The organism is Clostridium sp. AF36-4 (genome assembly GCF_003435975.1).
Taxonomy (GTDB): Bacteria; Bacillota; Clostridia; order Lachnospirales; family Lachnospiraceae; genus Eubacterium_F.
This window is the reverse complement of the sequence record NZ_QTVH01000003.1, coordinates 174,151-192,871: the sequence shown is the minus strand read 5'-3', so window position 1 is coordinate 192,871 and position 18,721 is coordinate 174,151. Positions and strand designations below refer to the sequence as shown.

The window sequence follows — 18,721 nt, the reverse complement described above, 5'->3', positions numbered from 1 at the left end:
TGGCAGGAAAAATTTATATTTTTTCAATTGTCTACTTGACGGGAAGCAGTTCAGTTGCCGGTACGGCTCCTTTTTTGTATTTACGACTTTTTTTTCATATTCTGATAGATTTCATCAATTTTTTCTTCCGGTATTTTTGTGTCCAAAAAGATTTCAACGGCATATTTTGCCTGTGCAATCAGCATTTCCAGTCCGGTGATACCCTTCATGCCAAGTTCTCTTGCCTGTGCGACAAGTTTCGTGGTAAGCGGATTGGCAATGATATCAATGACTGCCTGACATTGAGGAAAATGAGTTAAGTCAACCGGTGAAAAATCGACATTTGGATACATGCCGACCGGACTTGTATTTACGACAATGTCCGCATCACTGTGGAGGGCGAAACACTGTTCGTAAGTAAGAACTCCCTCTTTGATGGTTCGGTTGCCGACCACAATCATTTTAGCGGGATTCATTTTTTTGACACCTGCCTGAATTGCCTGAGAGGCACCACCATTTCCAAGGACAACAACTTTTTTCCCTTCCATGTCGATACCATTTTTCTTTACCATATAGAGAAATCCCGGCATATCTGTATTGTAGCCATAGAGGGAGCCATTTTGGTTCACAATCGTGTTGACGGCACCAATCGCTTTTGCATTCTCATCCATGGCGGTAAGATAAGGGATAACTGCCTGCTTGTAAGGAATGGTAACATTCAGGGCGCGAAACGCTTTTTCCTCCATAAAAATCGGAAAATCTTCTTTGGTGAGAGGATGTAACTCATATGAGTAGTCTGCTAATTGTTCATGAATTTCTTTGGAGGCACTATGGCCTAATTTTTCTCCTATTAATCCGTATTCCATAATATTAAGTCCTTCTTTTGCTTTTTGCCCTCAGTTTAGTACAAATAAGATGGGGTGTCAAGGCAAATGGGTGGTATATTCCGTGCGGACAGGCATATACATGTAAAAAAAGGAGGGGTGCATTTGCTAAATAAAGAGATTCGGGAACTTTTGCCGGAAAGACTGCGGAAACTGGTTGAACGCGTGGTTTTAAAAGAAGAAAAACTGCAGGAAATAAGAATCCGCAGAGAAAAGGGCATTGCTTTACGGTATGATGGCAGATTTGTTGTGCCGGAGCAAAAACAAAGTGTTACGATGGCGGAATGGAAAGAGTTGATTTCGCGAATCAGCAGACAGTCATTGTATGCTTTTGAGGAGCAGATGAGAGAGGGATTTCTTACCATTCCCGGTGGACACAGAGTTGGTCTTGCCGGACATGTTGTGTATGAGCATGGAGCGGTGAAGACGATGCGGTATTTGTCCGGATTAAACATCCGTATTTCCCATGAAATAAAGGGATGTTCCGATGAATTGATGCCATTTGTCGTGTTAAATACCGTGATTTTACCAACGCTGATTATAGCTCCTCCGGGTGGTGGAAAAACAACGCTTTTGCGTGATTTTGTGAGGAATCTTTCAAGGCAGTGCAATGTGGCGGTAGTTGACGAACGCTCGGAAATAGCCGGCTGCTATATGGGAATTTCACAAAGAGATTTAGGCTCTTTTTGTGATGTGTTAGATGGATGCAAAAAAGCGGATGGTGTGCGCATGATGATTCGCTCGATGGCTCCGCAGGTTGTTGCTGTCGATGAAATTGGGACAAGCGAAGATATTGCCGCTCTATCATATGCACTTACAAGCGGCTGTTCTCTTTTAGCAACCATTCATGGAGAAACGCTTTCGCAGGTCCGGCAGAAAAAAGAGTTTCAGGCTGTATTTGAAAACAGGATGTTTGAGCGCTATATACTTTTGGACAATCTGTTTCATCCGGGCAAATGTCTGGCTGTTTATGATAAGGAGGGAAAGACGATATGGAAATAAAATTTTTAGGAATGATTTTTGTCCTGTTGGGAAGTTTTGGAATCGGTATTTTTTATCGGATTCGATATGGCAACCGCTTACATAATATGCAGGACTGTGAAAGAGCACTTCTTATTTTACAGGGAGAAATGGAATACGGGCACACGCCGCTGATGGAGGCATGCGAAGAGGTTTCGGTAAGGATTGGCGGTATCGTTGGCAGTTTTTTTGCACAGATTGCAAAAAAGCTTAATACCCACGAAGGAGCACTGGAAACGATTTGGTGCCAGACAGCGAGAAAGGTTTTAACAAAGTCGCAGATGGAAAAAGAAGAGCGGGAAGAGTGGGAAAAATTAGGTGGTACACTCGGATATCTGGATTTGGAAATGCAGGTTTCAACCATTCAGATTTATGTACGCCGCTTAAAACTGAGAATGGAGCAAACGGAAAAAGAAAGCCATGAAAGGCTTCGTATGTATCCGGTGATAGGCGCTTTTAGCGGTGTTTTAATCTGTCTTTTATTGGTGTAAGAGGCGAGGGAAAAGAAGAAAGGAACGAATGCATTACCTATGGAAATAACAATTATATTTAAAATTGCATTAGTGGGAATATTAGTTACCATTTTAAATCAGATTCTCAAACAATCCGGGCGCGATGAACAGGCATTTATAGTAAGCTTAGCAGGACTTCTTTTAGTTTTGTTTTGGATTATTCCATATATTTCTGAATTGTTCACAAGCGTTGAGGACATGTTTTCTCTGTAAGGGAGGTGAAAAAAATGGTGAAAGTGGCGGTGCTTGGTCTGGCGGCTGTTTTTCTGTCTTTAATAGCCGGCAGTGTGAAACGGGAATATGCGGTTGCCGTGATGATAGGGACAGTCCTATTGTTAGGAATTTATAGTTTGTCGTCCATCCGGATGGTGATTGAGAGAATCCATGAATTTGAACAGGCAATTGGCTTAAGCAGAGAATACTTAGGAATCCTTCTTAAAATGTTAGGAATTGCCTATTTGACGCAGCTTGTCGTCAATCTTTGCCGGGATGCCGGTAATGGAGCGGTTGCCAGTCAGATCAATATGATAGGAAAAATCAGTATGATGTTAGTGAGTTTTCCGGTTGTCGAGACGCTTTTAAAGACTTTGGGGGATATGCTGCGGTGAAAAAGAAATGTTTCATTTTTTTAATGGTTCTGCTATTTGGTTTTTCATTTGATACAGAAGCGGGGGCAAGTCAGAAAGAAGAGTGGCAGAATGAATTGTCTTTAGAACAGGCGGATCTTTCTCTGCAGGAAAATACAGAGCAAAGTTTTTCCTTACAGCAGTATGTTACAGACGTTATGGATGGAACGGCCGATTTTTCCTTTGGGGCAATTGTTGACTGTATCTGTGAGCAGGTGACCGGTCAGTGGGATGCACAGAAAAAAACTATTTTACATATTCTTGCACTCAGTGTGTTTGCGGGGATTTTTGTGAAATTTGCCGGTACGATTGGGGACGGTGATTTGGGAGAAACGGGATTTTTTGTCGTATTTCTTCTTTTGTTTTCACTCGTGCTTTCGGGATTTTTAGGTGTGTATGCCGTGGCAGAGAAAGCACTGGAAAATCTGATTGGCTTTATGAAAGCTTTGATTCCCTCTTTTTCACTTACCCTCTGCTATGGCGGGAAAATGCAGAGTTCGCTTGCCTTTTATGAAGCAATGCTTCTTACGATGGGGCTGCTTTCGATGGCAATGAAATATTTTTTGATGCCGGGGGTTGAAATCTATTTTTTCCTAAGCGTGATCAATCAGATGGCAGGACACCGGTTCTCGAAAATGGTGGATTTAATTGGCAGTATATTAAGGATGTCAATTCGTATTTTGTTTGCAGCAATGATTGGCTATCAGGGAATCCAGGGCTTGTTAGTTCCGGTAATGGACCGTGTGAGAAATAATGCGGTCTGGAACGTGGCAAAGGGGATGCCCGGTGTGGGAAATACAGCGGGCAGTGTGATGGATACCGTATATGGAAGCGGTCTGTTAATTAAGAGTGCGGTCGGAGTAGGCGGTGTGATTGCCATTGTGATTCTTTGTCTGTACCCGATGATGAAAGTTTTTTTATTTACCTTTTTATACCGTGTGGCAGGAGCGGTTGCGCAGCCGGTCAGCGACCACAGAATTGTGATGGTATTGCAGTCGGCAGCCACAAGCGGAAAACTGATGTTAGGGTATTTACTGGCATCCGGACTTATGTTTTTACTGTCGATAGTCATTGTGTTAGTCAGTACAAATCTTGGCTCATGACGGACGAAAGGAGATTTCATGGAAGCAGCATTTCAGATGGTGAGACAGGTTGTAGTATTTTTACTGCTTGCGGCACTGCTCACAAATTTATTTATGGGAACGGAATACAAAAAGTATTTTACCTATGTGACAAGTTTGATTGTTATTTTACTTGTGCTTGTTCCGGTGCTTGGCTTTTTTGGAAAAGGAAAGGTATGGGAAAAAAATTATATTCTTTCGGAAAACAAACAGCAGGTGGAACAGACGAAAGAGGAAATTCGTCTGCTTGGAGAAAAGTATGAAAAACAGATGAAAGAGAAATATGTGGCACAGGTAAAAAAAGATATTGCACTGCAATGTGGGGTGGATGAATCCGATTGCCGGATAAAGATGGATGATATGAAAATTATATTGATAAGGGTGCGCGTAAAAAATGCAGATAAAATGCAAAAGGAGTGGCAGAATGAACTGGCTTTTCGGTATGGGGTGGAAGAAGAAAAGATTTGGATTGAGGAGGCATAGCGCATGAAAGAGGAATTAAAAAAACTAATTGAAAAAGCGGGAACCTTGAAATTGTTAGCGGTTGTTATATGTGGTGTACTGCTTTTGTTTTTTTCCTATTCGGAAAATGCAGATGAAAAGGCGGCGGCACCTGCTTCTTCGTCCGATGTTACAGACGCGGAGACAAAGGGGACACTTGAGGAATATAAGGCGGAGCGGGAGGAAGAGTTAAAACAGCTTTTACAGCGGGTGGACGGAGTCGGGCATGCGGATGTAATGATTACTTTGAAGGCGTCAAATGAGAAAGTGACATTAAAAGATAATACGCAAAAAGGAGAGTCCAACGAGGAAAAAACAGTTTTAGTGGAAAATTCAAGCCGTGACTCTTCTCCGTATATCATACAGGAGAAGGAGCCGGAAATCGAGGGGATTGTCATTGTCTGCGAAGGCGGATACGATTCTGTGATAAAAAGAGAAATAACCGATGCAGTAAGTGCATTATTTTCTATTGAGAGTCATAAAATAAAAATAATGAAAAGTAAGGAGGCAAAGGAGTGAAGAAAATTTTGAAAAAAAACCAGATTATTATTACTGCGCTTGTTGTGATGGTTGCGATTGCCGGGTATCTGAGCATGACAGACCGTGAAGAACTGACAATGAACGGACATGGGGATCATAACAAAGCGGCAACCGAAAGCGCAGCAGACATTTCAGAGGAGGATATTGTTCTTGATGAGGACGAAGAAACGGTAGAAACAGCCAGTGGCAAGGCAGTGAGCACAAGTGGACAAAAGGTTTCCAATAAGGAAAATGCCGGTGAAGCAGTACTTGTAAGTAACACTGTTACCGGAAATTATTTCGAGGAGGCAAAACTTTCGAGAGAACAGACGCGTGCGAAAAACAAAGAGACGCTTACAAATTTAGTGAATAACAAAAATGTAACCAATGCGCAAAAAGACAAGGCAATGCAGCAGATTATGCAGATGACCGAAATCAGCGAAAAAGAAACGGCAACCGAAAATCTGCTGGCAGCGAAGGGATTTTCAGAAGCTGTTGTGACAATTTTATCCGACAGCGTGGATGTTGTTGTAAATGCAGATGATTTGACGGAGAGCCAGATTGCACAGATTGAAGATATCGTAAAAAGAAAAACCGAGTGCAGTGCCGATAAAATTGTAATATCGCCTGTTGGCAAAAAGAAATAAATCTGCTATAATACATATTACAACTGTTTTGTTGTAGTATCATACCAATAGGAGGTACGAAAGTATGACAGAGATGACAAATGATTCTATGGGAAAACACACAGGGATTGGCGAAGTGCAGATTGCCAATGAAGTCGTAGCAAGCATTGCCGGTATTTCCGCATCAGAAGTAGAAGGCGTGGATTCGATGGCAGGCGGCTTGGCCGGTGAGCTGGCAGGCAAATTTGGTGCAAAGAATTTGTCCAAAGGTGTCAAGGTGGAAGTGGCAGACGACATCGCAATGGTTGAATTGGCAATTAATATGAAATATGGATACAGCATTCCAAAAACTTGTAAACAGGTACAGGAAAAAGTAATGCAGGCGATTAATTCCATGACCGGTTTGACAGTAAAACAGGTGAATGTGCGAATCGCCGGTGTAAGTTTAGAACAGGATTAAGAGGATAGTTATGACACGACATGAGATGAGAGAATGTATCTTCTGTCTGATGTTCCAGAATGATTTTTATGGAACCGATGAGTTTGAAGAACAGATGAGTAATTTTTTGGCGAATTTCCATTTTCCGGAAGAACATGAAATTAGTGAAAAGGATGAAAAGGAAGTCCGCGAAAAAGTGGAACGGCTGATTGCTTTGATGCCGGATATTGATGAAAAAATTTCGGCAAATGCAAAGGGCTGGAAGATTGAGCGAATTGCAAAAGCGGAATTAGCAATTTTGAGACTGGCTGTTTATGAAGCATTATATGAGGAAAGTGTACCGGTCGGCGTAGCCGTCAATGAAGCCGTGGAACTTGCAAAAGAGTATGGCGGAGAGAATGGTGCTGCGTTTGTGAATGGTATCTTGGGTAAGATTGTAAATGAATAGAGGAAATGTATATTCCGTCTCTTCCGTCAATCAGTATATTAAGAATATGTTTTCCAAAGAATATGCCCTGTCGGTTGTATTTGTAAAAGGCGAAATTTCCAATTGCAAATATCATAGCTCCGGGCATATTTATTTTTCGCTAAAAGACGACCGCTCACAGCTTACGTGTGTGATGTTTCGCGGTGACCGCGGCGGACTTGATTTTCGGATGGAGAATGGACAGGAAGTCGTAGTTGGCGGCTCCATTAGTGTATACGAGCGCGATGGGAAATATCAGCTCTATGCCAAAAAAATTGTCCCGGTAGGAGATGGACACTTACAGGAGCAGTATGAAAAATTAAAGAAAAAGCTGGAGGCAGCAGGATATTTTGACGAGGATCGAAAGCTGCCAATTCCAAAGTATGTAAAAAAAGTCGGTATCGTAACGGCGAAAACCGGTGCGGCAGTCCATGATATGATTCAGATTGCTACAAGACGCAATCCTTATGTGCAGCTTTATTTATATCCGGCAAAAGTGCAGGGAGAAGGAGCGGCACAATCCATTGCTGGGGGAATTTCTTTTTTGGATGAATTTGGCGTGGACGTTATTTTAGCGGGGCGAGGCGGCGGCTCAATGGAAGACTTGTGGGCATTTAATGAGGAAATCGTGGCACAGGCAATTTATGAATGTCGGACGCCGGTGATTTCAGCAGTCGGACATGAAACCGATGTGACAATTGCAGATTACGTGGCGGATTTACGCGCACCGACACCTTCAGCGGCAGCAGAACTGGCGGTTTATGATGTCCGTCTTGTATTAGAAGAATTGTATGGATATAAAGATCGTCTGGCACGTTGTATTCTGGCACAGGTGGATGCAGGGCGTGAGCACTTGGATTTTACAGAGAAGCGGCTCCGCTATCTGAATCCGGAAAACCAAATGGTACAGAAGAGACAATATTTGATTGATATAGAGGAACGCCTCTTTCGTAATATGAAAAATGAACTACAGAAAAAGAAACAAATGATGTCACTTTTGGCGGCAAGGCTGGATGCAAAAAGTCCGTTAAAACGCCTTGCCGGCGGCTATGCTTATGTGACTGATGAGGCGGGCAGGATGGTGGATTCCGTGAAATCACTTCAAGTAAACGATGTTTTGATGATGACATTTTCAGATGGCGTTGTGAAAAGTGAAGTACAGGAAGTCGTCGAGGAGGAAAAAGCATAATGGAAGAAAAAAAAGAAATTTCTTTAGAAGAAATTATGGATCGTTTAGATGATACCGTAACACAGATGGAAAATGATAAAATGACGTTAGAAGAATCCTATCAGGCATTTTCGGAAGGAATGAAACTTGTGAAAATGGGAAATGACGCTATTGACCGCGTGGAGAAAAAAATAAAGGTCCTGATGATGGAAGGAGAAGAAGATGTCGAAGGATAAATGGCAGGAAAAAATACAAAATATAGAAGAGGGTTTTATCCCGTACCTTCCAAAGGAAGAAGGCTATGAAAAAACGGTATTGGAGGCTGTTAATTACAGTATCAATGCCGGTGGTAAACGACTTAGACCAATGTTTCTTTGTGAGACATATTCCATGTTTGGAGGAACGGATGAAAAAGCGGTTCGTCCGTTTATGATGGCGATAGAAATGATTCACACGTATTCGCTTGTGCATGATGATTTGCCAGCGATGGATAATGATGATTACCGTCGTGGTAAATTAACGACACATAAAAAGTATGGAGAAGCGATGGGGATTCTTGCCGGAGATGCTTTGTTGAATCTTGCTTATGAGACGGCATTTCTTGCGTTTGACAGTAAAACGGACAAGCAGAGAATTGCCAATGCTTTGAAAGTATTAGGGAAAAAAGCAGGGATTTGCGGCATGGTTGGCGGACAAGTTGTTGATGTTGAAAATAACGGAAAATTTGTCGATGAACAGATGCTTCATTATGTTTATAAAAATAAAACTTCTGCACTCATTGAGGCAAGTCTTATGATTGGAGCCTGTTTAGCCGGTGCTTCACAGGATGAAGTACGAATTATGGAAAATGTGGGAACGGCGATTGGACTTGCTTTCCAGATTCAGGATGATATTCTGGATATTTCAGGGGATGAGAAAGTCATCGGAAAACCGGTGCACAGTGATGAAAAGAATGAAAAATCCACATATCCGGTTCTGCATGGAATGGAGGAGAGCCGGAAAAAAGTGGCAGAATATACAGATGCCGGTATTGCTGCCTTAGATGGCATAACAGCGGCAGATGAAGAACATAAATCGTTTCTGCGGGAATTGTTAATGTCCTTAGTGGAACGGGAGAAATAAAGAGGATGATTTTGTGAGTAAGAAAAAGGTACTTAGTCAAATAGTAAAAGAAAATGACATTCATAATATTGCCCCCGCGGATTATAGGCAGTTAGCTAAAGAAATCCGTGCCAAATTGGTACGGAGTGTGAGCCGGACGGGAGGACATTTGGCATCCAATTTAGGAGCGGTGGAACTTACGATGGCACTTCATTTGTGTTTGCATTTTCCGGAGGATAAACTAATTTGGGATGTGGGGCACCAGTCATATGTGCATAAAATTCTGACCGGGAGAGGGGATGCTTTTTCGACACTCCGCCAAATGGGTGGCTTAAGTGGTTTTCCAAAAGTCAAGGAAAATCCGAGTGATACGTTTGATACCGGACACAGTTCGACTTCGATTTCCGTGGCGCAGGGCTTTGCTAAGGCAAGGGATTTGCGTGGCGGCGATGAAAAGGTGGTAGCAGTTATTGGTGATGGTGCATTATCCGGCGGTATGGCATTTGAGGCGTTAAATAACGCCGCAGCATTAAAAACGAATATGGTTATTGTGTTAAACGATAATAAGATGTCGATTGCACCAAATGTAGGTGGTATGTCAACTTACTTAGGTAAAATCCGTGCAAACCGTAAGTACCGGGATTTGAAAATGAATGTTGAAAATTCGTTAGGCAAAATTCCGAATGTAGGTCATCCGCTTGCCAGACAGATTAAGCGTGCGAAAGACTCGATTAAGCATTTGTTTATTCCGGGAATGCTGTTTGAGGATATGGGGCTTATTTATATCGGTCCGGTGAATGGACACAATGTAAATGAAATGGTTACAGCTTTTGAAACAGCGTTTTCGATTACGAATCAGCCGGTTTTGGTGCATGTTCTGACCCAGAAGGGAAAAGGGTATAAACCGGCAGAACAAAATCCTTCCGCTTTTCATGGTGTAGGAACCTTTGATGTAAAAGATGGTACGATTCTTAAAACAAACGAAGTAACTTATACGAATATATTTTCCGACTGGCTTTTGTCACGGGGGGCGCAGTGCAATGAACTGGTTTCTGTGTGTGCTGCGATGCCGGATGGAACCGGAACGGCAGCCTTTGCAAAAACATTTCCATCACGAGCTTTCGATGTGGGAATTGCGGAAGAACATGCGGTTACTTTTGCAGCAGGACTTGCAGCAGGCGGTATGAGACCGGTAGTTTCTTTGTATTCTACCTTTTTGCAGCGTGCCTATGACCAGATGATTCATGATGTGTGTCTTGGCAGTCTGCTGGTTATTTTTACAGTAGACCGAAGTGGCATTGTAGGAAATGACGGAGAGACGCATCAGGGTATTTTTGACTTATCCTTTTTGTCGACGATGCCGGGGATGACGGTGATTTCGCCGATGGATGGTGCAGAGTTGACTGAGGTTCTGGATTTTGCACTGAATCAGATGGATGGTCCGGTGGCAGTCCGCTACCCAAGAGGAAAAGCGTACTGCTGTGAGAAAGAAGAAAGAGAGCCGATTGTGTACGCCAAAGCAGAACTTTTGTATGAAGGAAAAGATGTACTTATTTTGGCAGTAGGCAATATGGTTAGTAAAGCATGTGAGGTTCGAAAAAAGTTAGCAGTACAAGGGATTCATCCAACGATTGTCAATATGCGTTTTGTGAAGCCGTTTGATGAGGATTTGGTAAGAGAATTAGCAATCAGTCACCGTCTGATTGTGACAATGGAAGACAATGTGTATACCGGCGGTTTTTCCGAGCAGATTCAAGCATTTTTACTGCGGGAAAGAATTTACCACAAATGTCTTAGCGTATGTTTCCCGGATCAGTTTATTGAGCACGGAACGCCGGAAGAACTCTATGAGAAATATGGATTGGATGCGGCATCGGTATCGAATCGGATTGTAAGAAAGATAAATGGTGAGTAAGGTGAAAGAAAAGAAAGAACGATTGGATGTCCTTCTTGTGAAAAGAGGACTTATGCCTTCCCGTGAAAAAGCAAAAGCCGTGATTATGGCAGGGGAAGTATTTGTCGATAATCAAAGAGAAGACAAGGCCGGACAGACGTTTCCGGAATCGGTGCAGATTGAAGTCCGGGGAAAGAAAATGAAATATGTCAGCCGTGGCGGTTACAAATTGGAACAGGCAATGAACGTGTTTCCGATTTCTCTTACGGATACGGTATGCATGGATGTCGGTTCTTCAACCGGTGGTTTTACGGACTGTATGCTGCAAAATGGCGCAAAGTATGTGTACGCGATTGATGTGGGGACAAACCAGCTTGCGTGGTCGTTAAGGCAGGATGAAAGAGTATGCTCGATGGAAAAGACAAACATCCGCTATGTCACACCGGACGATATTGGTGAGTTAGTAGATTTTGTTTCCATCGATGTTGCCTTTATTTCCCTCACGAAAGTATTAGAGCCGGTTAAGGCACTGATGAAGGAAAATGCTCAGATTGTCTGTTTGATTAAACCACAGTTTGAGGCGGGCAGAGAACAGGTTGGGAAAAAAGGGGTCGTGAGAGAGCCCCGTGTCCACGAAGAAGTGATTCAGATGGTTATGAACTATGCACTTTCCCTTGGATTTCATATTTTGGGGATTGACCATTCGCCGATTCGCGGACCGGAAGGAAACATTGAATATCTCCTTTATATGGAGAATGATAACAGAGAACCGGTTACCATAGATGAAAAGCAGAAGGAAGCGGTGAAAGAATTGGTAGCGCATGCGCATGAGGTTTTATAGGAGGAACTGCGATGAAAAATTTTCAGATTATTTCCGATGTTGAGAAAGACATACATCATGAGACGGCGAGTGAAATAAAAAGATATTTGGAATCTCATGAAAAATGTGCTAAAATAGTAGGGAGTTCGTCTGAAGTTACGCAGATTGACTGGGCAGATTTAGTGATTGTGCTTGGAGGAGACGGTTATGTAATCCAGGCAGCGAAGCGGTTTGCCGGCAGTCATGTTCCGATTTTTGGCGTGAATTTTGGAACACTTGGGTTTCTGACCGAGGTGGAAAAGCCGAGAATTCAAAAAGCACTGTACGAAATTTTGTCGGGAAATTATGAAGTGGAAAAGCGGATGGCGCTTACCGGCAGAGTGCAGAAAACTTCAGTTGGAGAAGCGATTGGCATTGCGATTAATGAGTTTATTATCGGCAAGCAGGATTTTGGACATATGATAACAGCAAATGTCTATGTAGATGATGAACTGATGGATACTTATGTGGCAGATGGGATTTTGGTGTCGACGCCGACCGGTTCGACGGCCTATAATTTATCGGCAGCAGGTCCGGTGTTAGTGCCATCGATGGAAGCGATGATTATTACACCGATTTGCCCACATTCGTTGAACAAAAGAAGTCTTGTGGTGTCTTCGGATTCCAAACTAAGGATAGAAGTTGGAAAGACAAAGGAAAACTATCAGGATGAGGCTGCGATTCGAGGCGACGGACAGATGCTTTGGACGGTATCGACAGGTGATGTTGTATGGATTGAAAAAGCAAAAGAAACTTTTGATATGGTTCGGTTAGGTGATGCCAGCTTTTTTGATAAAATGCGGAGCAAACTAAACCGTAATTAATGAGCTGAGGTTTTGGAACGGAGTTTTTTATGAAGCGAGTAAGACAGAATAAAATATTAGAATTAATTGATGAGTATGATATCGATACGCAGGAGGAGCTTGGAAAGCGTCTGCATGAATCCGGTTTCCGGGTGACGCAGGCAACCATCAGCCGGGATATCAAAGAACTGCAGTTAAAAAAACAGGCAGATAAAAACGGAAAATCCAAGTACATCTGTGTTACTCCGGGAAGTGCTAGCTTTGGCGAGCGCTATGCAAGAGTTTTACAGGATGGTATGGTGAGTATCGACCAGGCAGATAATTTGGTAGTAATCAAGACGGTAAGCGGTATGGCGATGGCAGTTGCCGCCGCAATTGATGCGCTTGAGATAGAAGAAATTGTAGGATCCATTGCGGGGGATGACACGATTATGTGTGCAGTCCGTACGGCGGACTTAGTACCGGCAGTGATTGAAAAAATAAGTAATAAGTAAGGAGGAAGACGAGTAGAAATATCTCGTCGAGTAAAAACATGTCAGGACATTCAAAATTTGCAAACATTAAGCACAAAAAAGAGAAAAATGATGCTAAAAGAGGTAAGATTTTTACGGTAATCGGCCGTGAAATTGCGGTAGCCGTAAAAGAGGGCGGACCAGACCCGAATAATAACAGTAAACTTCGTGATGTTGTTGCAAAAGCAAAGGCAAACAATATGCCAAACGACACGATTGAGCGTGGAATCAAAAAAGCAGCAGGAAACGTAGATGCGGTTAATTATGTAAGCTGTCAGTATGAAGGCTATGGACCGAACGGAACAGCAATTATTGTAGAGGCACTGACGGATAACAAAAACCGTACTGCTTCAAATGTAAGAAATGCATTTACCAAAGGAAACGGTAATGTAGGAACGACAGGCTGCGTGTCTTATATGTTTGACCAAAAAGGACAGATTCTTGTTGATAAAGAAGCATATGAGACTGATGCCGATGAATTTATGATGATGGCATTGGATGCCGGTGCAGAGGATTTTGTTGAGGAAGAAGATAGTTACGAAATTCTTACAACACCGGAGGATTTTAGTGTTGTTCGTGAAGCGTTGGAAAAAGAAAACGTTCCGATGGTACAGGCTGAAATTACCATGATTCCGCAAAATTATGTGGAACTTACTTCAGATGAAGATAAAAAAATGTTCCAGCGTATTATGGACCTTTTGGATGAGGATGATGATGTGCAGAATGTATATCACAATGTCGAAGAGGATGACGAATAAGATAATTTTCAAAAATCCAAAATGAGCTAATAATTTTAAGTCTTCTACACATAATAAAAAAGCAATCTTTTATTATGTGTAGGAGGCTTTTTTGGTGAAATGGATAATAAGAATCGGGGTGATTATGTTCGCTGTGTTTTGTGGAATTAAAGCTGTACCGGAGGAAAAGGCAAGTTCCGGTGATATTACATCAACGTCAATACGCTATGTGGCGCTTGGAGACAGCATCGCATATGGGTATGGACTTAGCGATAGAAAAGAGCAGTCGTATGTAGAATTGATTCGCAAAAATCTGGAGACAAAGTATGATTCGGTTTTTGTTACGAATTTTGGAGAAAATGGGATGCAAAGCGGGGAACTTCTTGATATACTTACAAATCCGGAAAGAAAGGAATATAAAAAGTACCGGGCAACGATTAAACATGCCGATTTTGTTACGATATCCATTGGCTCAAATGATTTACTCCATTTGATTCAATTGGATTTAAACATGGAAGAAATGATAAAACGGGATGCACATAAATTTGATGAGGCATGCGTGCAGTTTGCAAAAACTTTTCCAAAAATCATCCGAGAAATTCGAGCGGTTAATCCGGATGTAAAAATATATGCGGACAATATTTATAATCCTGCTAAAGGGATTGATGCGTTTTCACAGGTGTATTCGGTTGCGGATGCTTATATTAACCGGATGAACCGCGGATTTTATCCATCGGATGAGTATGTGCTTGTCGATATTAAAAAATGTTTTGACGGCGAGAAGGAATCCATGGTCAATCTTTCTTTTAAGGGAAGGGAAATTGATCCGCATCCCAGTGAAAAAGGACATAAAAAAATCGCTCAGATGGTTATAAAAGCCATGGAAAGATAGGGGGAATTCTGTTATACTGGTAAAAGATAAAAAAAGAAGGGATGGATACGGTGAAGATAGAAGGAGTCATATTTGATTTGGATGGCACATTGTTAGATTCGACATGGGTCTGGTCGCAGATTGATACCGATTTTTTGAAAAAACGAGGATTTGAAGTGCCAAAAGATTATTCCACGGCAATTATGGCGATGGGGTTTGAAGAGGTGGCGAAATATACCATCAAACGTTTTTTGCTGCAGGAGACTAAGGAAGATGTGATGGCGGAATGGGATGCGATGGCAAGAGATGCGTATGCTCATGATGTAAAACTAAAAAAAGGGGTAAAAGAACTTCTTTTGTGGCTAAAGAAGCAGGATATTAAAATGGCGGTTGCAACCTCAAACAGTGCTTCTTTATTTGAGCCGTGCCTAAAAAATTTAGGAATCTACGACTGGTTTCATTCATTTACGGAAACGGGGGATGTAAAAAGAGGAAAAGAGTTCCCGGATGTCTATTTGAAGGCGGCAGAGAAGATGGGAGTAAATCCCGGTAACTGTTTTGTGTTTGAAGATATTCTGCCGGCGGTTTTAGGAGCAAAAAAAGGTGGTTTTCAGACGGTTTTAGTAAGAGAACCAAAGTGGAATTATGCAAAAGAAGACTTTGATTTGATTTGCGACTATGCAGTGGACGAAATTGACGAGGCGATATCCTTGCTAAATCAGTGGAAATGCGATATGATATAGATAGTTTTTGTATTTTGAAATGGAGGATAAAGGGAATGCCAATTACAGAGTTATTGGAGGCAAATGCCAAAAAATATCCGAACGAAGTGAGTCTTGTAGAGATTAATCCGGATATTCAGGAGAAAAGAAGAGTAACATGGAGGGATTATGAATTAATCGAGTCAAGTCCGATGTGTCATTACCGCAGGGAAATCACATGGCATGTATTTGACGAAAAAGCCAATCGTTTTGCACAGCTTTTAATCAGCAGAGGGATTGGAAAAGGGGACAAAGTGGCGATTTTATTGATGAACTGCTTGGAATGGCTTCCGATTTATTTTGGTATATTAAAGACCGGAGCACTGGCGGTGCCGCTTAATTTCCGCTATGCACCGGATGAAATTGAATATTGTTTGAATCTGGCGGAGGTAGATGTTTTAGTGTTTGGTCCGGAATTTATCGGCCGTGTGGAAGAAATTGCCGATAAAATCAGTCAGAACCGTCTTTTGTTTTATGTGGGAGGCGACTGCCCGTCCTTTGCGGAAGATTATGATAAACTGACGGCAAACTGTGCAAGTTTAGCACCGGGAATCCCAATTTCTGACGAAGATGATGCGGCAATTTATTTTTCTTCCGGAACAACCGGATTTCCGAAAGCAATTTTACATAATCATGAAAGTTTGATGCATGCCTGTAAAGTCGAGCAGAAGCATCACGGACAGACACATGACGATGTGTTCTTATGTATTCCTCCGCTGTATCATACCGGAGCGAAGATGCACTGGTTTGGCAGTCTTTTGACGGGAAGCAAGGCAGTGCTTTTGAAGGGGGTAAGCCCGAAAACAATTTTGGAGACGGTCTCCAATGAGAAATGCACAATTGTCTGGCTTTTGGTTCCTTGGGCACAGGATATTCTCGTGGAACTTGACAGTGGAAGATTAAAACCCGATGATTATGAATTATCCCAGTGGCGTCTGATGCATATTGGTGCACAGCCGGTTCCACAGAGCTTAATCCGCCGCTGGAAAGAGTATTTTCCAAATCATCAGTATGATACGAACTATGGTTTAAGTGAGTCGATTGGACCGGGCTGCGTTCATCTTGGCGTGGAAAATATCCATAAAGTCGGTGCTATCGGTATTCCGGGATATGGCTGGGAGGCAAAAATTATTGACACCGACGGAAATGAAGTAAAACAAGGTGAAGTCGGTGAGCTGGCGGTTAAAGGTCCCGGCGTGATGAAATGTTATTATAACGATGAAGAGGCAACAAAAGAAGTTCTTCACGGCGACTGGCTTTACACCGGTGATATGGCGGAGATGGATGAAGATGGTTTTATCTATCTGGTTGACCGCAAAAAAGATGTTATCATCAGTGGTGGTGAAAACTTGTATCCGGTTCAGATTGAAAACTATCTGAGCAAACATGAGGCAGTAAAGGATGTGGCTGTTATCGGACTAAAAGATGACCGTTTGGGAGAGATTGCAGCAGCGATTATCGAACTGGTTCCGGGGGCTGTCTGCACGGAAGATGAGATGAATGAGTTCTGCAAAGGACTTCCACGTTATAAGAGACCTCGTAAGATTTTCTTTGCAGATGTACCGAGAAACCCAACCGGTAAAATTGAGAAACCAAAACTGCGCAAGATGTATCAGAGTGAAAACTTGGTAGATGCACAGAACCGAGGTTAGATTTATTGAAGCAAGTTATCATTGATTTCTACTGCAAACTCCATTATAATAGGATGTTGGCAGGAAAATACAGTTAGAAGTGAAAAGAACTTCAGAACGGAGGAAATATGAGTAAGAAACCAACGGTATTAATGATTTTAGATGGATATGGATTAAGTGATAAGACAGAAGGAAATGCTGTAAAACAGGCAAAAACGCCGGTTATGGATAAGTTAATTGCAAAGTATCCTTTTGTTCAGGGCGAAGCAAGCGGTATGGCAGTTGGTCTGCCGGACGGACAGATGGGAAATTCTGAAGTCGGACACACCAACATGGGTGCCGGAAGAATCGTATACCAGATGCTTGTTAAAATTTCAAAGTCAATTCAGGATGGCGATTTCTTTGAGAATAAAGCACTTGTTGCCGCTATGGAAAACTGCAAAAAAAATGACAGTGCACTTCATTTGATGGGACTGTTGTCACCGGGCGGTGTGCACAGCCATATGGAGCATTTATACGGCCTTTTGGAAATGGCAAAGAAAAACGGACTGGAAAAGGTATATGTTCATGCTTACCTTGACGGACGTGACGTTCCACCATCATCCGCAGCCGAGTATATGGAAGAATTAGTTGCTAAGATTAAAGAAATCGGTGTTGGTTCTGTTGCTACGATTTCCGGACGTTTTTATGCGATGGATCGTGATAATGCATGGGACCGTGAGGAAAAAGCATATTCTGCTTTGGTATATGGTGAAGGTGTACAGGCAGATGACCCGGTACAGGCAATCAAAGATTCGTATGCGAATGATGTAACGGATGAGTTTATGCTTCCTACTGTTGTTGATAAAAATGGTATGATTCATGAAAATGACAGTGTAATCTTCTTTAACTTCCGTCCGGACCGTGCAAGACAGCTGACAAGAGCTTTTGTAGATCCGGAATTTACCGGATTCGAGAGAAGAAACGGATATTTCCCACTCACGTTTGTCTGCATGGCACAGTATGATGCTGAGATGCCAAATGTATTAGTTGCCTTCCCACCGGAAGAATTAAAAATGACATTTGGTGAATATCTGGCAAAACATGGTAAAAAACAGCTTCGCCTGGCTGAGACACAGAAGTATGCACATGTTACATTCTTCTTTAATGGTGGCGAAGAGAAGCAGTTTGAAGGAGAAGACCGTATTCTTGTAAACTCTCCAAAGGTAGCTACCTTTGATATGCAGCCGGAGATGAGTGCTTACGAAGTTTGTGACAATTTGGTAGAATCGATTCGTTCGGATAAATACGATGTCATTATCGTAAACTTTGCAAATCCGGATATGGTAGGTCATACCGGTATTATGGAAGCAGCAATAAAAGCAATTGAGACAGTTGATGAATGTGTTGGCAAAACAGTGGATGCCATTTTGGATGTGGATGGACAGATGTTTATCTGTGCCGACCACGGAAATGCAGAGAAACTTTTGGATGAAGATGGCGAACCATTCACTGCTCATACAACAAACCCGGTTCCATTCGTTCTTGTAAATTACGATGAAGATTATACACTTCGTGAAGGCGGATGTCTGGCAGATATCGTTCCAACTATGATTGAGATGATGGGTATGGAACAGCCGGCTGAAATGACCGGAAAGTCATTGTTGATTAAAAAATAATCATGATTTAATAAAATAAAAAGGAGTTTCTCC

The 18,721-nt window shown here is 42.2% G+C and carries 23 protein-coding genes; 22 read left to right on the top strand and 1 reads right to left on the bottom strand.

All coding sequences use genetic code 11. The features are described 5' to 3' along the window. Window positions 1-80 precede the first annotated feature (80 nt). Window positions 81-845, bottom strand: coding sequence for a shikimate dehydrogenase (locus tag DW005_RS03070; protein WP_117478103.1), 765 nt, complete (start codon window positions 843-845; stop codon window positions 81-83). Window positions 846-968: 123 nt separating this feature from the next. On the opposite strand from DW005_RS03070, the gene spoIIIAA reads away from it, so the two are divergent. From spoIIIAA to gpmI, 22 genes are all read left to right on the top strand, one after another. Continuing rightward, a complete protein-coding gene (gene spoIIIAA, locus DW005_RS03065) occupies window positions 969-1,865 on the top strand; it encodes a stage III sporulation protein AA (protein ID WP_242989345.1) in 897 nt (298 codons plus the stop codon). Continuing rightward, complete coding sequence (locus DW005_RS03060) at window positions 1,856-2,374, top strand: stage III sporulation protein AB (RefSeq protein ID WP_022377431.1); 519 nt, start codon at window positions 1,856-1,858, stop codon at window positions 2,372-2,374. The genes spoIIIAA and DW005_RS03060 overlap by 10 nt, the downstream gene beginning before the upstream one ends. A 39-nt stretch (window positions 2,375-2,413) precedes the next feature. Continuing rightward, window positions 2,414-2,608, top strand: coding sequence for a stage III sporulation protein AC (spoIIIAC, locus tag DW005_RS03055; RefSeq protein WP_022377432.1), 195 nt, complete (start codon window positions 2,414-2,416; stop codon window positions 2,606-2,608). A 14-nt stretch (window positions 2,609-2,622) separates the two neighbouring features. Continuing rightward, the gene (locus DW005_RS03050; protein ID WP_117478101.1) at window positions 2,623-3,003 is read left to right on the top strand and encodes a SpoIIIAC/SpoIIIAD family protein; all 381 of its coding nucleotides are present in this window, start codon (window positions 2,623-2,625) and stop codon (window positions 3,001-3,003) included. Further along, window positions 3,000-4,124 (top strand): stage III sporulation protein AE, encoded by a 1,125-nt coding sequence (locus DW005_RS03045; RefSeq protein ID WP_117478100.1) that lies wholly within the window; start codon window positions 3,000-3,002, stop codon window positions 4,122-4,124. Before DW005_RS03050 ends, DW005_RS03045 begins: the two co-directional genes overlap by 4 nt. 18 nt (window positions 4,125-4,142) lie before the next feature. Further along, complete coding sequence (locus DW005_RS03040; protein ID WP_117478099.1) at window positions 4,143-4,625, top strand: stage III sporulation protein AF; 483 nt, start codon at window positions 4,143-4,145, stop codon at window positions 4,623-4,625. Between the two features lie 3 nt (window positions 4,626-4,628). After that, a complete protein-coding gene (locus DW005_RS03035; RefSeq protein ID WP_022377436.1) occupies window positions 4,629-5,162 on the top strand; it encodes a hypothetical protein in 534 nt (177 codons plus the stop codon). Continuing rightward, window positions 5,159-5,809, top strand: a complete 651-nt coding sequence (locus tag DW005_RS03030) for a SpoIIIAH-like family protein (RefSeq protein WP_117478098.1) — start codon at window positions 5,159-5,161, stop codon at window positions 5,807-5,809. The genes DW005_RS03035 and DW005_RS03030 overlap by 4 nt, the downstream gene beginning before the upstream one ends. Window positions 5,810-5,873: 64 nt before the next feature. Next, the gene (locus DW005_RS03025) at window positions 5,874-6,248 is read left to right on the top strand and encodes an Asp23/Gls24 family envelope stress response protein (protein WP_022377438.1); all 375 of its coding nucleotides are present in this window, start codon (window positions 5,874-5,876) and stop codon (window positions 6,246-6,248) included. Between the two features lie 10 nt (window positions 6,249-6,258). Further along, window positions 6,259-6,675 carry a transcription antitermination factor NusB gene (nusB, locus tag DW005_RS03020; protein WP_022377439.1) on the top strand — a complete coding sequence of 139 codons (417 nt, stop codon included), beginning with the start codon at window positions 6,259-6,261 and terminating at the stop codon, window positions 6,673-6,675. After that, entirely contained in the window at window positions 6,668-7,882 is a 1,215-nt protein-coding gene (gene xseA, locus DW005_RS03015; RefSeq protein WP_022377440.1) for an exodeoxyribonuclease VII large subunit, read from the top strand. The genes nusB and xseA overlap by 8 nt, the downstream gene beginning before the upstream one ends. Further along, a complete protein-coding gene (xseB, locus tag DW005_RS03010; RefSeq protein ID WP_022377441.1) occupies window positions 7,882-8,097 on the top strand; it encodes an exodeoxyribonuclease VII small subunit in 216 nt (71 codons plus the stop codon). Before xseA ends, xseB begins: the two co-directional genes overlap by 1 nt. Then, window positions 8,084-8,983 (top strand): polyprenyl synthetase family protein, encoded by a 900-nt coding sequence (locus DW005_RS03005; RefSeq protein ID WP_117478097.1) that lies wholly within the window; start codon window positions 8,084-8,086, stop codon window positions 8,981-8,983. Before xseB ends, DW005_RS03005 begins: the two co-directional genes overlap by 14 nt. A gap of 13 nt (window positions 8,984-8,996) precedes the next feature. Continuing rightward, window positions 8,997-10,877, top strand: coding sequence for a 1-deoxy-D-xylulose-5-phosphate synthase (gene dxs / locus DW005_RS03000; protein ID WP_117478096.1), 1,881 nt, complete (start codon window positions 8,997-8,999; stop codon window positions 10,875-10,877). A 1-nt stretch (window position 10,878) separates the two neighbouring features. Next, entirely contained in the window at window positions 10,879-11,697 is an 819-nt protein-coding gene (locus DW005_RS02995; protein ID WP_278286498.1) for a TlyA family RNA methyltransferase, read from the top strand. A gap of 11 nt (window positions 11,698-11,708) precedes the next feature. After that, window positions 11,709-12,539 carry an NAD(+)/NADH kinase gene (locus DW005_RS02990; protein WP_117478095.1) on the top strand — a complete coding sequence of 277 codons (831 nt, stop codon included), beginning with the start codon at window positions 11,709-11,711 and terminating at the stop codon, window positions 12,537-12,539. Between the two features lie 29 nt (window positions 12,540-12,568). After that, on the top strand, window positions 12,569-13,012 hold the full coding sequence (gene argR, locus DW005_RS02985) for an arginine repressor (protein WP_117478094.1): 444 nt from the start codon (window positions 12,569-12,571) through the stop codon (window positions 13,010-13,012). A gap of 38 nt (window positions 13,013-13,050) precedes the next feature. Beyond that, the gene (locus tag DW005_RS02980; RefSeq protein ID WP_022377447.1) at window positions 13,051-13,788 is read left to right on the top strand and encodes a YebC/PmpR family DNA-binding transcriptional regulator; all 738 of its coding nucleotides are present in this window, start codon (window positions 13,051-13,053) and stop codon (window positions 13,786-13,788) included. 94 nt (window positions 13,789-13,882) lie between these two features. Continuing rightward, the gene (locus DW005_RS02975; RefSeq protein WP_117478093.1) at window positions 13,883-14,659 is read left to right on the top strand and encodes a GDSL-type esterase/lipase family protein; all 777 of its coding nucleotides are present in this window, start codon (window positions 13,883-13,885) and stop codon (window positions 14,657-14,659) included. A gap of 50 nt (window positions 14,660-14,709) precedes the next feature. Continuing rightward, the gene (locus tag DW005_RS02970) at window positions 14,710-15,381 is read left to right on the top strand and encodes an HAD family phosphatase (RefSeq protein ID WP_181974923.1); all 672 of its coding nucleotides are present in this window, start codon (window positions 14,710-14,712) and stop codon (window positions 15,379-15,381) included. 35 nt (window positions 15,382-15,416) lie between these two features. Beyond that, on the top strand, window positions 15,417-17,051 hold the full coding sequence (locus DW005_RS02965) for a class I adenylate-forming enzyme family protein (protein WP_022377450.1): 1,635 nt from the start codon (window positions 15,417-15,419) through the stop codon (window positions 17,049-17,051). A gap of 107 nt (window positions 17,052-17,158) precedes the next feature. After that, window positions 17,159-18,688 (top strand): 2,3-bisphosphoglycerate-independent phosphoglycerate mutase, encoded by a 1,530-nt coding sequence (gene gpmI, locus DW005_RS02960; protein ID WP_117478091.1) that lies wholly within the window; start codon window positions 17,159-17,161, stop codon window positions 18,686-18,688. The last annotated feature ends 33 nt before the right edge of the window (window positions 18,689-18,721 follow it).

Bases quoted from the DNA above. Each gene is read 5' to 3' on its own strand.
- DW005_RS03050 (WP_117478101.1), top strand. From the start codon at position 2,623: ATGGTGAAAGTGGCGGTGCTTGGTCTGGCGGCTGTTTTTCTGTCTTTA.
- xseA (WP_022377440.1), top strand. From the start codon at position 6,668: ATGAATAGAGGAAATGTATATTCCGTCTCTTCCGTCAATCAGTATATT.
- spoIIIAC (WP_022377432.1), top strand. From the start codon at position 2,414: ATGGAAATAACAATTATATTTAAAATTGCATTAGTGGGAATATTAGTT.
- argR (WP_117478094.1), top strand. From the start codon at position 12,569: ATGAAGCGAGTAAGACAGAATAAAATATTAGAATTAATTGATGAGTAT.
- DW005_RS03060 (WP_022377431.1), top strand. From the start codon at position 1,856: ATGGAAATAAAATTTTTAGGAATGATTTTTGTCCTGTTGGGAAGTTTT.
- DW005_RS03040 (WP_117478099.1), top strand. From the start codon at position 4,143: ATGGAAGCAGCATTTCAGATGGTGAGACAGGTTGTAGTATTTTTACTG.
- xseB (WP_022377441.1), top strand. From the start codon at position 7,882: ATGGAAGAAAAAAAAGAAATTTCTTTAGAAGAAATTATGGATCGTTTA.
- nusB (WP_022377439.1), top strand. From the start codon at position 6,259: ATGACACGACATGAGATGAGAGAATGTATCTTCTGTCTGATGTTCCAG.
- DW005_RS02965 (WP_022377450.1), top strand. From the start codon at position 15,417: ATGCCAATTACAGAGTTATTGGAGGCAAATGCCAAAAAATATCCGAAC.
- DW005_RS03070 (WP_117478103.1), bottom strand. From the start codon at position 845: ATGGAATACGGATTAATAGGAGAAAAATTAGGCCATAGTGCCTCCAAA.
- DW005_RS02980 (WP_022377447.1), top strand. From the start codon at position 13,051: ATGTCAGGACATTCAAAATTTGCAAACATTAAGCACAAAAAAGAGAAA.
- DW005_RS03025 (WP_022377438.1), top strand. From the start codon at position 5,874: ATGACAGAGATGACAAATGATTCTATGGGAAAACACACAGGGATTGGC.
- gpmI (WP_117478091.1), top strand. From the start codon at position 17,159: ATGAGTAAGAAACCAACGGTATTAATGATTTTAGATGGATATGGATTA.
- DW005_RS03035 (WP_022377436.1), top strand. From the start codon at position 4,629: ATGAAAGAGGAATTAAAAAAACTAATTGAAAAAGCGGGAACCTTGAAA.
- DW005_RS03005 (WP_117478097.1), top strand. From the start codon at position 8,084: ATGTCGAAGGATAAATGGCAGGAAAAAATACAAAATATAGAAGAGGGT.
- DW005_RS02990 (WP_117478095.1), top strand. From the start codon at position 11,709: ATGAAAAATTTTCAGATTATTTCCGATGTTGAGAAAGACATACATCAT.